The 13,715-nt window shown below is 52.7% G+C and carries 13 protein-coding genes; 12 read left to right on the top strand and 1 reads right to left on the bottom strand.

Annotated features, from left to right (window positions below; all coding sequences use genetic code 11):
• Positions 1–10: 10 nt before the first annotated feature.
• Positions 11–1,144: an ABC transporter substrate-binding protein gene (locus AB1483_08890; protein MEW6412573.1), complete on the bottom strand. Its 1,134-nt coding sequence runs from the start codon at positions 1,142–1,144 to the stop codon at positions 11–13.
• Positions 1,145–1,654: 510 nt separating this feature from the next.
• Between AB1483_08890 and AB1483_08885 the strand changes: the two genes are divergently transcribed.
• The 12 genes from AB1483_08885 to purM all read left to right on the top strand — a co-directional run bounded on the left by AB1483_08885 (position 1,655) and on the right by purM (position 13,711).
• On the top strand, positions 1,655–2,320 hold the full coding sequence (locus AB1483_08885) for an ATP-binding cassette domain-containing protein (GenBank protein ID MEW6412572.1): 666 nt from the start codon (positions 1,655–1,657) through the stop codon (positions 2,318–2,320).
• Positions 2,317–3,177: a permease-like cell division protein FtsX gene (locus AB1483_08880; protein ID MEW6412571.1), complete on the top strand. Its 861-nt coding sequence runs from the start codon at positions 2,317–2,319 to the stop codon at positions 3,175–3,177. Before AB1483_08885 ends, AB1483_08880 begins: the two co-directional genes overlap by 4 nt.
• Before the next feature lies 1 nt (position 3,178).
• Positions 3,179–4,351 (top strand): peptidoglycan DD-metalloendopeptidase family protein, encoded by a 1,173-nt coding sequence (locus tag AB1483_08875; GenBank protein ID MEW6412570.1) that lies wholly within the window; start codon positions 3,179–3,181, stop codon positions 4,349–4,351.
• Positions 4,338–5,474: a hypothetical protein gene (locus AB1483_08870; GenBank protein ID MEW6412569.1), complete on the top strand. Its 1,137-nt coding sequence runs from the start codon at positions 4,338–4,340 to the stop codon at positions 5,472–5,474. Before AB1483_08875 ends, AB1483_08870 begins: the two co-directional genes overlap by 14 nt.
• 36 nt (positions 5,475–5,510) lie before the next feature.
• Positions 5,511–6,419, top strand: coding sequence for a regulatory iron-sulfur-containing complex subunit RicT (gene ricT / locus AB1483_08865; GenBank protein MEW6412568.1), 909 nt, complete (start codon positions 5,511–5,513; stop codon positions 6,417–6,419).
• Positions 6,420–6,439: 20 nt separating this feature from the next.
• A complete protein-coding gene (gene metG, locus AB1483_08860; protein MEW6412567.1) occupies positions 6,440–8,362 on the top strand; it encodes a methionine--tRNA ligase in 1,923 nt (640 codons plus the stop codon).
• Positions 8,362–9,138, top strand: coding sequence for a TatD family hydrolase (locus AB1483_08855; GenBank protein MEW6412566.1), 777 nt, complete (start codon positions 8,362–8,364; stop codon positions 9,136–9,138). The genes metG and AB1483_08855 overlap by 1 nt, the downstream gene beginning before the upstream one ends.
• Positions 9,139–9,140: 2 nt before the next feature.
• Positions 9,141–9,944, top strand: a complete 804-nt coding sequence (gene rsmA / locus AB1483_08850; protein ID MEW6412565.1) for a 16S rRNA (adenine(1518)-N(6)/adenine(1519)-N(6))-dimethyltransferase RsmA — start codon at positions 9,141–9,143, stop codon at positions 9,942–9,944.
• Positions 9,945–9,973: 29 nt separating this feature from the next.
• A complete protein-coding gene (locus AB1483_08845; GenBank protein ID MEW6412564.1) occupies positions 9,974–10,705 on the top strand; it encodes a pyridoxine 5'-phosphate synthase in 732 nt (243 codons plus the stop codon).
• A gap of 8 nt (positions 10,706–10,713) precedes the next feature.
• Positions 10,714–11,709 (top strand): RluA family pseudouridine synthase, encoded by a 996-nt coding sequence (locus AB1483_08840; GenBank protein MEW6412563.1) that lies wholly within the window; start codon positions 10,714–10,716, stop codon positions 11,707–11,709.
• Between the two features lie 95 nt (positions 11,710–11,804).
• Complete coding sequence (locus tag AB1483_08835) at positions 11,805–12,599, top strand: SagB/ThcOx family dehydrogenase (GenBank protein MEW6412562.1); 795 nt, start codon at positions 11,805–11,807, stop codon at positions 12,597–12,599.
• A gap of 62 nt (positions 12,600–12,661) precedes the next feature.
• On the top strand, positions 12,662–13,711 hold the full coding sequence (gene purM / locus AB1483_08830; protein MEW6412561.1) for a phosphoribosylformylglycinamidine cyclo-ligase: 1,050 nt from the start codon (positions 12,662–12,664) through the stop codon (positions 13,709–13,711).
• Positions 13,712–13,715 lie beyond the last annotated feature (4 nt).

The following is a 13,715-nucleotide window of genomic DNA, read 5'->3' as shown; positions in this document are numbered from 1 at the left end:
GATTACTGTGCTACGGTTGGACGGTTTCCTTATAAACGAACCGACCGTCCACAACGCTGATAATGACCAGCGGTTTACGGGCGTTACGCTCTTGGTCGATCGTAATATTGCCGGTAACGCCCGGGAAACTCTCCGTGGCCGCCAGAGCGTCCCGAATCGCCGGACCCTCGGTGCTTCCCGCCCTTCGGATAGCGTCGAAAAGCATCAACCCGGCGTCGTACCCAAGCGCCGCCATAGCGTCGGGCATTTCATTGAAGCGAGAACGATACTTTTCAACAAAGTTCCGTACCAAGGAGCTGGTGTCATCCGCCGAATAGTGGGTGCTAAAATACGTATTATTAAGCGAGAGTCCGCCTACCTCAAGCAACTTCGATGAATCCCAGCCGTCGCCGCCCAGAATGGGAACGGTAATATTCAAGTCTCTGGCCTGTTTAATGATCAGAGCGGCCTCTATATAGTAGCCCGGAACAATGATGGCCTCCGGCTCCGTCGCTTTCAGGGCCGTCAGCTGCGCCTTAAAATCGCTGTCGCCTTCGCTGTAAGCCTGCTCCGCGACCACTGTCCCTCCCAGAATCTCAAACGTCTCCCGAAAGAACTGCGCCAGACCGACACTGTAATCGTTTTTGACGTCCTTAAGAATGGCGGCCTTCCTGATTCCCAGCGAATTATGTGCGAATTTGGCCAGCATCTCACCCTGGAACGGGTCGATATAGCAGACGCGGAAAATGTAGTCGCCCTTGCGCGTGACTTCGGGATTGGTCGAGGCCGGGGTTACCATAGGAACCGCAAATTGCTGGCAGATAGGCGCCGCCGCCAGGCTTCGCGAAGACGCTACCTCGCCGACGATAGCTTTGACCTTATCTCTCGTGATTAGTTTGGTGACCGCGGTGGCCGCTTCTTCCGGCTTGGACTGGTCATCCTCGACGAGCAATCGGACCTTTTTTCCGAGCAACCCGCCCGCGTTGTTCGTTTCCTCTACCGCCAGTTCGAGACCATGATGGGTGGACTGCCCGAAGGTAGCTGTTGTGCCCGTCAGCGAACTAAACTCACCGATGAGGATTTCATTCTGATTTTCCGTTGGCCCGCAACTCAGCAGGTTGACAAGCAGCATTAATGAACACAGAGCGACAATTAGCTTTTTCATGTTTTTCCGTTCTTTTTTTGAGATTCTCACACAATTTATGCGGGACGAATCGTAAATGTCAAATAATAACGGTTTTCGGGTTTAACTGCAATGACTTACCGCGAACAAAGGGCTAAAGCATTTTAGGGCGGGTCCGTCCCTGTCCCGATTCAATCGGGATTTGAACCCGCCAGAATCGGAGATGTCGAAACCTCTGTCTGACGACAGACCCTGACGGGCGGGGGTGTCGACATACAAGATTTCCGGCAGATGAGGACATCTGCCGGGCACAGTTATAGTGTCCCGTCAGAACGATAGAAAGTTGGGGGTCTAAGTGAGACTCCTGCCTTTTCGACCGGGCGTGTCAGCAGGTAGCTGTCAGGTGAGGATACCTGACAGCACAGCGAAATCAAGGCGCGGTTCGGCGCGGGTATCTCTCCCATATTTTAAAATTGAAATCCAGCGTTGAACTTCTTACCATTTTAGATGATAAAGGTATAAAAGAATAAAGTTGTACGCCCGGTTCTAATCATGATTGATGAAACTGTTGTCGAACTGACCAACGTCTATCTCAAATCCGACAGAGGCTTTGAAGTATTTGAAGATCTCAATTTTCAGCTCAAAGCCGAACGCTCAGCAATAATAACCGGCGCGGCCGGCTCAGGTAAAAGCCTGCTGGTAGAACTCCTAATCGGCAAGCGGTTTGCCAACAGCGGTTCGGTTGAGATGTTCGGGCAGATTCTAAAGCCGGGCAAAAAGAGGCTGATAAAGCGCACCCGCCGCAAAATCGGCGGCGTTGGCGGAATCTTCGGCCTGGTGCCATCGTACACTGTCAGCGAAAATATCTGTTTCCCGCTCGTTTTGAACGCCGAGCGCAAGAGTGTCCGCAAAGAACGTCTCCTGAAAATGCTGACCGAGTTCTCGCTTCTCAAACAGGCCAATACCTATCCCAACAAGCTCACGCGAGTCGAACACACGCTGGTACAACTGGCGAGAGCATCGGTGGCGAATCAGCCGCTCATCATAATCGATGAACCCCTCGCGGGACTCGACCAAAAAACATACCAGCGCATCTATGACTACATGGTGAAACTGGCGCTATCGGGGCGGTCGATGATTATCCTCAGCGGTGAAACCCTGCCGACCGATTTCCCCAACACCGACCGCTACCAGATTTTGAACGGAGCGCTGGTATGATCCGGATACAGCACCTCATCAAAGAGTTCTTCCGCAGTGTTTACCGCAATCCGGGCACGATGATCAGCGGGCTTTTGTCTATGGCGCTTTTGTTCCTACTGTTCGATTTGTACTGGATAGCGGCGGGATCATCGAACAAGTTCTACGCCGACCTGATCGCAGACCTCAAGATGGAAGTGTTTGTCGCTGAGAGCGCGACCGATTCCACGTTGTTCTCCGCTCGGGCGAAGATCGCGGAGGTGCCCGGGGTGAGTGATGTCGAATTCATATCCAAAGATGACGCCCGCGAGCAGTTGACAGGTTTGGTGGGGATTGATTTGCTGGTGGGGTATGATTCAATCAACCCGCTGCCGCGGTCGTATATCGTGTCGTTTGCCGGAGACTATCTCACGGCGGAACGTCTCGCCCTGACCGAGCAGGCGTTTTCAAAGATCGAGGGGGTGTCTCACGTTTATTACAGCAAGAACTGGATCGAGAAAGCCGAGCAGACGAAAGGGATCCTGCGCAATATCGGGACTGTGCTCGGATTGGTGATTTTGCTGGCGGTGGTGATAAGTTCCGCCAACAATATGCGTCTGATGACCCGCGCCAGAGCGGTGGGATTCTACCAGATGCGCCTTCAGGGAGCAGGCGGACTGTTCTTGTCGATGCCGTTTATGATCGAAGGACTGGTGCTCGGCGGGCTTTCGGCGGCGGCCGGATGGCTGGTTATTTTCTATTTCAAGGATCAACTGGACTTTACTCAATTTGAGATTGTCTTTCCAAACAGCAATGACATCTTACTCTTCTGCGGTGCGGCGGCGGTTCTGGGCGTGGTGAGCGCGTTTTTCGGAATAAGACGTCACCTGAAATTATAATATGCGGTATTCAACAACTTTCATACTGGCGGCCCTGGTAATCGGGCTGACATCGCTATCCCTTGCTAAGGATACGAAGGATGAAATCCTGATCCAGAAGCAGGAGATGGAGAAAATCAAAAAAGAGGTCGCGGCCAGCCGCGAGAAGCTCGATTCGCTCAAGCAGACGGAGATGGATGTTCAGAAGAAGATTTCCGAGGGTGATCAGAAGCTCAAGACCGATCAGAAAGTGGTGTCGCGTCTGAATTCGCAGCTCAAGCAGCTTCAGGACAAAATCAAAGAGACAACCTCGGAGCTCGACCAAAAGCAGCTTGAGCTTGAGCTTTCTCGACGGCGGTATCTGGGGAATATCCGTCAGTTTTACATGGCTGCCCACAAACCGCCGGAGATATTCTCCGAGGATCCCAACGAAGAGTTGATGCTTCAGAAGCAGATTATTTACCTGACAGCGCTGGCGAATTTCGAGTTGGGCAATGTCGACCAGGCATCGATCGATCTCGAGCAGACTCTTCAGGAGAAAAGTGACCTCGCGGGGGAGACCAAAAAGATATCGGGGCTGAAAAAAAAGCGCGAAACAGCTATCAGTCTGACATCCAGCGCCAAGCAAAAGTATGAGAAGAATCTGGAGCAGATCCGGCGCAAGAAAGCGGAGGAGGCCGACCGGATTCTGACTTTGGAGCAGGCGGCGCGGGAAATGGAGAACATTATCGCGCGACTTCAGCAGGAAGTGGAGCTTCGGCTTGCCGAAGAACGGGGGATCGACCGGGGACCATCGGTGTTTGCCTCGCTCAAGGGGCAGCTTTTGCCCCCCTGCCGCGGCAAGATTACCGTTCCGTTTGGGGATCTGGTTGACCCGGTAACCAAGCTCAAATCGTTTTCATCGGGAATAACAATTCAGACGCGGCCGGGTGATAAAGTGGTGGCGGTAGCCTCGGGGACGGTGGCCTATTCAGGGAGTTTGCGCGGTTACGGTAATTTTATTATAATCAACCATGATGATCATTACTATACGACTTACGCCGGGTTGGGAAAGATTCTCGTAAGTGTGAATGAATATGTTTTAGCTGGTAACCGGGTGGCGGAGGCGGCCGAAGACGGCATGGTGAGGTTTGAGCTTCGCGAGGGTCGCAGTCCCCTCGACCCGGTGACATGGATTAATATTGATTCCTTCTGAAAATATCCTTTACGATACCAGAGCTTGGGCTATTCTCTCGCGCTCGTTTGAGCTGGAGCGAACAGCCGGCACGTATTTGTTTTACGGGCCCGATGGAGTCGGGCGGTGGCTTTTGGCGGTATCGTTCGCGGCGCTGCTCAATTGTGAGAAGCCCGAGCGGTCCGATTCGGAGGCAAAAATGCTCGTCCCTTGCGGGCAATGCCGCAATTGCCGCAATATCTTCGCGCTCAATTTCGAGGGACTTCAGTTCGCGGTTCCGATACCTCCGCATGAAAATAAACCGGAAAAGGCGGTAGAGTTTACTGCCGAGTTTATCCAGCAGAAAAAACAGGAGCCGTTTCGGATTATCTCAGATGTGAAGACTCAGACCATCCCGATTTCTATAGCCCGCATGATAAAGAAGAATCTTTCTTTGAAAGCGGATTCTGAAATCCGTCGGGTAGTGGTTTTTTACCAGATGGAGAAGATGTTGCTGTCATCGGGCGACGCGCTGCTTAAGATGATCGAAGAACCACCGGCTGATACGGTTATTATCATTATCACATCGAATCCTGATTCGCTTCTCAAGACGATTCAATCGCGCTCGCAGAAAATCAAGGTGGACCGCCAGCCGCCCCAGGTGATTGAGAAGTATTTGGCCGGGCATTACAAGGTATCCACGAAGAAAGCGCAGTTGGTTGCGCGCATTTCCGAGGGTTCGGTCGGCAGGGCGCTGGATGCTCTGGGGTCGGATAACGAAGATGACGTATCGAGCCGGGCGGTGGCTTTTCTATTGTTCAAATCGCTGTTTCTGGACCCGGCGCCGGATACCCTGGCGCACATGAATGATGTTCTCAACCTGCGCGACCGGGGAGAGGCGGAGGAGCTTCTCAGGCTCTGGCAACTTCTGATTCGCGACTGCGCCGGAATGGCGGTTACCTCCGATGAAGGCGAGATTACCAATGTCGATTTCGCCGGGGATATCGGCAGGTTGTCGGGGTATTTTGCGGATTCCCGGCTGACTGTCCGGATGACCGAGGATATCAAAAATACGCTTGCTGACCTCAGGCTCAACGTGCATATTCAAGGCGCGCTTATGGCGCTGGCCCTGAAACTCAAAAGAAATATCTCAGCGGTCAACTGATTGAATAATAACGAGTAAGCCATTGAGGAGACTGCTGTGGCCGAACTTTATCTGGTCGAATTCAAAGGCTCCCGCAAGGAGTATTTTTTTAATACATACTACCACAGCCTCAAGCTGTCCGAGCATGTCATAATCCAGGCTGAGCGTGGTGAAGATATCGGCCTTCTGTCGAAGAAGATCGAAATCGAAGTTAATTTCGATGAATCTTCGAAGCCGAGGTCGATTCTAAGACCCGCCAGTGACGAGGACATGCGCCGACTTGCCGATATGCGCAAAAAGGAAGTCGAGCATGAGGACGAGGTGATCACGATGATCGCCAAACACAAGCTCAAGATGAAGGTTGTCGATGTCGAGTGGCAGTATGATGGTAACAAGATGACGGTGTTTTTCACGGCGGATCACCGGGTGGACTTTCGCGAACTGGTCAAGGACCTTGCTGCCCGCTACAAGACCCGTATCGAGTTGAGGCAGATAGGGGTGCGCGACGAAGCGCGCCGTCTCGGCGGCGTGGGAATCTGCGGGCTGGAGCAATGCTGCAACACATTCATCACGGACTTTACACCGATATCCACCCAGCACGCCCGCGAACAGGACCTTCCCTTGAACCCGTCGAAAATATCCGGAAACTGTGGGCGGCTTTTGTGCTGTCTTCGCTATGAAGCCGGGACTTATGAGGCGTGCCGCAGAAAGTTTCCTCCGATCGGCAGCCATGTGAAGACGACCGCCGGCGAAGGTGTTATCGAGAGAATAGATATATTCAATGAGGAAGCGGTCATCCGCGTCGATGAGGCGGTAACCATACGTTCCAGTGCGAAGGATATCTTGAGTGTTGAGTCGAAGCGCCCGGATAAACATCCGGGTAAGGCGGCTCTTGATGAGACTGTTGAGGATGATGCTACCCGCGAGGAGCTTAAGAAACTGGATGATTCCGAGACGATGAACTAGGAAAGTAAGGAGAGAGCAGTTTGGCCAGGCCAGTTTACATAACGACGCCGATTTATTACGTGAACGATAAACCGCATATCGGACACGCCTACACCACTATCGCCGCAGACGTGATGGCGCGCTTTTACCGTCTGGCGGGACGTGAAGCTTTCTTTCTGACCGGTACCGACGAACACGGTACCAAAATTGCCGAGGCAGCGCAGGCGGCCGGGCTTTCGGAGATCGAGTTCTGTGACCGGACGGTGGAAACATTCAAACGCGCGTGGAAAAATCTCGATATAGAAAATGATGATTTTATCCGAACGACCTCCGAACGTCATACCCGAGCGGTGCAAAAAATTCTCGAAGCCATGCGAAGTGCCAAGACGGATGACGGACGGGATGTAGTTTACTCGGATTACTATGAAGGTCTCTATTGTACGGGCTGCGAGAAATTTATCACCGAGAAAGATCTGGTCGATGGTGAGTGTCCGGATCACAAGAAGCCGCCGGAACGCTTGAAAGAGAAGAACTACTTTTTCCGTCTGACGGCTTTCGCGGATAAGATCAAGAAAAAGATTGAATCGAATGAGTTGGTGATTCTGCCCGATGAACGTCGCCGCGAAGTGCTCGGGCTCATCAATCAGGACCTTCCCGATTTCTCCCTTTCGCGCGAGCGTGTCAAGTGGGGCATACCGCTTCCTTTCGACAAGAGTCAAATGGCGTATGTGTGGGTGGACGCGTTGTCGAATTACATTTCGGCTATGGGGTATGCCGATGATCAGGCCAAGTTCGATAAATGGTGGAACGGCGGCGAGATCATTCATCTGATGGCCAAGGAGATTCTCAAGTTTCACTGTTTGTACTGGCCGGCGATGTTGATGGCGGCGGGGGTGAAATTGCCCGATACGATCTTTCTCCACGGGTTTTTTACGGTCGATGGCCGCAAGATGTCCAAGTCACTGGGCAATCAGATTGACCCGAACGTTATGGTTGAAGAATTCGGCGCCGATGCCACGCGATATTTGCTCTTGACGCAGTATCCGTTTGGTGTCGATGGTGATATTCAAGCGAGCCGTTTCGTAACACAATACAATTCCGACCTGGCCAACGACCTTGGCAATCTCGTGTCGCGTGTGGCCAAGATGATTGTCAGCAATTTCGACGGCAAAATGCCGCTTCCGGTCAAGGAGATCGATGGACTTCAGCAGCTCATGGAGCAATCGGAGGCGTTGCCCGGGGCGGCGCATGATCACATCAGAAATTTCCGTCTCGGTAATGCCATCTTGGACGCCATGAATCTTGTCAAGGCTACTAATAAGTTTTTCAATGACAGCGCGCCGTGGCAGTTGGCCAAACAGGGCAAGATCGGCCAGATGGGCGGCATTCTCTACGCGTGCAGCGAGATAATCCGTATTGTCTCGGTGGTGCTTTTCCCGGTTATGCCCAACAAGATGCGCGAAGTGCGCAAGGTGTTCTCACTGGATGACAGCACTCTGACGCTGGAGCATGCTCAGAAATTCTTCGAGATAGAGCCGGGTTCACAAGTAGTCATTGATGAAGGGATATTCCCTCGGTTGAAGCCAAAATCGGATAAGAAAGAGTCTGAACAGCCCCAGAAGCTGGCTGCCGATGAATCCAACCTGATTGATATCGGCGAGTTTGCCCGTGTGGATCTCCGGGTGGCCCAGGTGCTCAGCGCTGAAAGAGTCGAGGGCGCCGACAAGCTGCTCAAACTTCAGGTCGATATCGGTACGGAGAAACGTCAGATTGTAGCCGGCGTGGCGCAGCATTACCCGCCGGAAAAGATCACCGGTATGAAGATAATCGTGATCACGAATCTCAAGCCGGCTGTAATTCGCGGTGTCGAATCGAACGGCATGTTGCTGGCGGCGTCGAAAGGCAAGAAACTCACTCTGCTGACTCCCGATGAAGATCTGCCGCCGGGCGCCAAGATTAGCTAATGATTGATTCTCACTGCCATCTCAATTTCATCGACCACAGTGGCACACCAAAGGAACTCGTCGACGAAGCAACTTCGGTTGGCGTGCACACTATCGTCAACATCGGTACCGATCTCCAAAGCTCAACCGAGTCACTCTCTCTGGCTAAAGAATTCGGTTCGGTTTACGCTACGGTCGGAGTGCACCCGCACGATGCCCGCAAGGTCAACGATACGGAGTATGAAAAGATGCGGGCTATGGCGGATGAAAAAAAGGTGGTCGCCATAGGAGAGATCGGGCTGGATTACTATCGCGATCTTTCGCCCCGGAAGATACAGCGTCAGGTCTTCCAGCGCTTTCTGCAGATGGCGGTGGAAACGAAACTTCCGGTCGTAATTCACACCCGCGAGGCATTCGAAGACACGGTGGCGATTGTCAAAGAATTCGCTCCGGATTTGCGTGGTGGAGTTTTTCACAGTTTCCCCGGAGATATGACCGATGCCGCTGAAGTTCTTGACTTGGGATTTCTTATCGCGGTCAATGGTATTATCACTTTCAAGAATTCCCGTATGTCCGAACTGGCCCGGGTGGTTCCGCTTGAAAAGATTGTTCTCGAAACGGATGCTCCCTATCTGACGCCGGTTCCATTCAGAGGCAAGACCAATCGGCCGGCGCTTGTCAAGCATGTCTATGAAAAGATGGCAGAGTTGAAAAATATGAGCTTCAAAGAGATCGAGAAAACCATAGACCGCACCTGCCAGAAATTGTTCTCGCTCGTGGAAACACTCGGAGAGTAGTCATGGGCGGTTACCGCGCCAAAAAAAGGCTGGGACAGAATTTTCTGACATCCCGCGCTATTATCGATAAAATTCGTGATGTCGTGAATGCCAAGCCGGGTGAGGTAATCATCGAAATCGGCCCGGGGCGCGGGGCGCTCACAGTTGCGCTCGCTGAAACCGGCGCCAAAATTGTTGCGGTGGAGTTTGACCGCGATCTGGCCGGCTATCTGGGCAAACTGGCCGCCCGGTATGAAAACCTTCAAATAATTCAGGCAGATTTCCTGTCGTACGAGCCCGATTATGATTGCTACAAACTGGTTGGAAATCTTCCGTATAATATTACCTCGCCGGTAATAGACTGGGTCGTACGGCATCGTGATAACATCACCGGCGCCGTTTTCATGGTGCAAAAGGAAGTGGGCCGACGTCTGGCATCATCTGCCGGCTCCAAAAACTGGTCGCCCATCGCGATTTTTACCCAGCTCCATTTTGATGTCCAAATCTGTTTCGATGTCTCTCCGATACACTTTGAACCGCCTCCAAAAGTGACATCGTCGGTAATAGAGCTGAAGCCGAAAAAATCGATTCACGTGGACAACTTCGATTTGTTCGAAACGGTGGTTCGGCATGCGTTTAAACAGCGGCGTAAGACTCTGGTCAATAATCTCATGGAAGGTTTGTCCGGCGAGAGGGCGGATGTTGTCGGTGTTTTGACCGAAATGGGGTTGTCCGAAAGGTGCCGCGCCGAGGAACTGTCGATAGCGCGGTTTTTAGAATTGACTAATCATTTGGCCTCCCATACAATATTTCCGTATAAAGACTGATAGCAAACGAAAAAAGCAAGGAGGGATTTGTGTCCGGCCTTACCGTTAATATAGATCTGGTGGCTGTTCTCAGATCGGTTCGCCGCCTGAGTGAACCGGACCCGGCACAGGCGGCGGTACTTGCCGAACTCGCGGGCGCCGATGGAATCGCCGTGCAGGTTCGTCGCGACCGCAAGTACATCCGCGACCGGGATCTATACATTCTCAAAGGAATAGTAAAAACAAAGTTGATAGTCGAGATGCCCCCGGCCGATGAGCTGATCGATCAGGCGTTGGAGATAAAACCGTGGATGGTCATATTCGCGGCGGACCACGCCGACAGCGACAGCCCGGTAACGACCATTGATTTCAACAGCGCGCCGGTGGATTTCGGTGATATTGTCGACCGTTTCAGAGGCGTGGGTATCAACGCCGGGTTCTATGTTGAGCCCGAAAGTGACGATATAAAAGGGGCCTCGAAGGCCGGCGCGGCCGCCGTGCTGGTAAACTGCAAAGGATTTACGGAAGCTCGTACGGTGGAGGACGCGCAAACCGAGCTGGACCGCATCGATAAAGCGGTCAACTCGGCTTCAAAGCAGAATCTCGGTGTTTACTGCGGTCGCGGCGTTACCTACAAGAATATCCAGCCGCTGGCGGAGCTTGGTTATATCGATGAGTTCATAATCGGTCACGCTATTGGCTCGCGGGCGCTACTGGTCGGCTACGAGAGAGCCGTTTCTGAAATGCTCGCGGCAATAAGAAGCACCCGGCAACCCGGATAGGTCATAATATGGCGGCAACATCGCCTGAAGAACCCAAGCGTGTGCGGATAACGGTCGAAGCGGGGGTAAGCCGGCAGCGTATCGATAGTTACCTTGGCGGCCACCCTGACGCGAAACTGACGCGAAGCCGGGCGCAGAAGCTTATCGAGGACGGTTATGTTCTTCTGAACGGCGAAAAGGTCTCCAAGAAATCACAGGTCGAATCGGGTGACATAATCTCTTTAACGATTTTCGCGCCGCCGCCAACCGATGTAAAACCGCAGGACATTGCCATCGATATCGTTTTTGAAGATGACTATCTGGCGGTTGTCAATAAACCGGCCGGTATGGTTACTCACCCGGGAGCGGGAAACTATTCGGGTACGCTGGTCAACGCGCTGATGTTTCATTTTAAGAAGCTCTCATCCGGTTCCGCCCCTGACCGTCCGGGAATAGTGCATCGTCTTGATAAAGAAACCTCCGGGCTTTTGCTTGTAGCGAAAACTGATGAGGTTTATCAGAAACTTCAAAAGGCTCTTCAACAGCGTGACATCAAGCGCACCTATCTGGCGCTTATCTGCGGTCATGTGAAAAAGGAGGAAGGGGAGATTGATTTGCCGGTCGGCCGATCTTCGCGCGACCGCAAAAAAATGGCCGTTACCGAAACATCCGGCCGTCAGGCCATTACCCGGTACAAACTTCTCAAGAGGTATCGGTCGTATGATCTTCTGGAAGTCAACCTGATGACCGGTCGGACGCACCAGATAAGAGTTCATTTTTCTCACGAGGGGCACCCGGTGTTCGGCGATCCGGAGTATGGCGGTCGGGATAAGTGGCACCGGGGCATTTTCGCTCCGGAACGTCAGTTGGCCAGGGAGCTTCTGGCCCTTATCAGACGACAGGCGCTTCACGCAAAGAAGCTGGAGTTTGCGCATCCGGTGAGCGGGGAGAGTATCGCGCTCGAATCCGACTTGCCGGAAGACTTTGCGGGGCTGCTGACGAAACTGGACAGATCGGGTGTATAAATACCACGGCTGTATGGCGAATATGATTCGTCTGCTAATAAGTGTTCTTTCAGATTTGGACTGAAACCACAATTTCTGGAGACTCTGATATGAATATGAAACTTCCAGCGATCCTGCTGGCAGCCAGTATAGCCGGTTTCGGTATCGGTCATGCTCAAGGGGATTCTCTCTCTATCAGTCAGAGATTCCACCACGAGACCAGTTACGGCGATGAGGGCAGCAAGGCCGAAACCCCGCACTGGGGTAAAGAAGTCCCGCTGTACAAGTCTTATGAAGGGGCGAAGAAAATCAAACTTGAGCCGCTTGCGGGGACGGGGGTAACTTTGGAAAAGGCGCTCGATGAAAGGAAATCGACCCGGTCGTTTGCCGAAAAACACGTCAGCCTGGACCTGGTGGCGAGGGTGCTACTGGCGGCCGATGGCATCACGCACTCGTCGCGCGGTTACCAGATGCGAACCGCACCATCGGGCGGGGCGCTCTATCCGATCGATATATACATAGCGGCCGCCGATGTGGAATCACTCGAAGATGGGCTTTACCATTTCCACGTGGCTGACAGCAGCCTTGATCTCGTCAAAGAGGGGGACTTCAGCAGCCAGCTTCACAAAGCTTCCAACGGCCAGGCTGCAGTCGGCTTTTCACCCCTGACGGTCATTCTGGCCGCCCGCTGGGACCGGTCGACTGTCAAATACTCCGACCGGGGCTACCGGTATTGTTATATCGAGGCGGGCTGTATCAGCCAGAACATAAGTCTTCAGTGCGCCGCGCTGGGGCTGGGGACGGTAGTCGTTGGGGCATTTAACGATGACCGGCTCAACGAATTTCTCGGAGTTGACCCGAAACAGGAAGCGGCTATTCTGATGATGCCGATAGGTTGGCCGTCGCAATAGCCCGGACTTTTTAGTCGGCAAGGTTAGTTGACAATCGAGCCCCCTAAGTGTATATATTTCCAATGAATAACAAGGATAAAAAAGCACGTCTCACCTATGCCGACAGCGGCGTAGATGTTAAAGCCGGGGAGCAGGCGGTTGAAAGAATCAAGCAACTCGCTGCGTCGACTTTCAACCCACAGGTTCTCACCGGCTTAGGGTCGTTCGGCGGTTTTTTCAAGCCGGATATGACCAATATCAAACAACCCGTTCTGATATCATCCACCGACAGCGTCGGAACCAAAGTCAAGCTGGCCTTCATGACCGGTATTCATACGACTGTCGGCGAAGATCTTGCCAATCACTGCATCAACGACATCCTGGTGCACGGCGCCAAAGGGCTTTTCTTTCTGGACTATATCGGGGTGGGAAAACTCGAGCAGGATGTTGTTGCGGCTCTGCTCGAAGGTCTGGCGCGCGGCTGCCGCAATGCCGGAGTGGCTCTCGTTGGAGGAGAAATGGCCGAACTGCCGGGATTTTACCAGCCGGGGGAATACGATCTGGTCGGTTTTGTCGTGGGCGTGGTTGATCAGGATAAGATTATCAACGGCTCCACAATCGAACAGGGTGATGTTTGTATCGGCCTGAAATCAAGCGGCCTTCACACCAATGGCTACACGCTGGCAAGGAAGGTGGCTTTCGAGATAGCCGGGCACAAGCCGGACGACTATGTCGATGAGCTTGGGATGACTATCGCCGAGGCGTTGATGAAAGTCCACCGATGCTATGCGCCCGTGATTCATCCTCTGTTGGAAAAATACAAAATTCACGGCATGGCCCACATCACCGGCGGCGGTATCCCGGGCAACTTGAAAAGAATCCTGCCCGATGGGATCGGAGCCGAGATCGATAAATCATCGTGGGAAGTATTGCCGATATTCGAGTATTTGCGCAAGGTTGGAGATATTGACCCCGATGATGTTTATTCGGCCTTTAACATGGGTATCGGGTATATACTCGTAGTGCCGCCATCTCAAGTTGACGCGATCGTGAAAGACTTAGCAGGTCACTCGGAGAAGGCGTATATAATTGGTTCAATCACAAAAGGGGACAAATCAGTAAAGCTGATATAACGCG

This window comes from Candidatus Zixiibacteriota bacterium (assembly GCA_040756055.1).
Lineage (GTDB): Bacteria > Zixibacteria > MSB-5A5 > GN15 > FEB-12.
The sequence above is the reverse complement of the archived record's forward strand: the minus strand, read 5'-3'. Positions and strand labels throughout refer to the sequence as shown.

Bases quoted from the DNA above. Each gene is read 5' to 3' on its own strand.
- AB1483_08890 (MEW6412573.1), bottom strand. From the start codon at position 1,144: ATGAAAAAGCTAATTGTCGCTCTGTGTTCATTAATGCTGCTTGTCAAC.
- AB1483_08885 (MEW6412572.1), top strand. From the start codon at position 1,655: ATGATTGATGAAACTGTTGTCGAACTGACCAACGTCTATCTCAAATCC.
- AB1483_08880 (MEW6412571.1), top strand. From the start codon at position 2,317: ATGATCCGGATACAGCACCTCATCAAAGAGTTCTTCCGCAGTGTTTAC.
- AB1483_08875 (MEW6412570.1), top strand. From the start codon at position 3,179: ATGCGGTATTCAACAACTTTCATACTGGCGGCCCTGGTAATCGGGCTG.
- AB1483_08855 (MEW6412566.1), top strand. From the start codon at position 8,362: ATGATTGATTCTCACTGCCATCTCAATTTCATCGACCACAGTGGCACA.
- rsmA (MEW6412565.1), top strand. From the start codon at position 9,141: ATGGGCGGTTACCGCGCCAAAAAAAGGCTGGGACAGAATTTTCTGACA.
- AB1483_08840 (MEW6412563.1), top strand. From the start codon at position 10,714: ATGGCGGCAACATCGCCTGAAGAACCCAAGCGTGTGCGGATAACGGTC.
- AB1483_08835 (MEW6412562.1), top strand. From the start codon at position 11,805: ATGAAACTTCCAGCGATCCTGCTGGCAGCCAGTATAGCCGGTTTCGGT.
- purM (MEW6412561.1), top strand. From the start codon at position 12,662: ATGAATAACAAGGATAAAAAAGCACGTCTCACCTATGCCGACAGCGGC.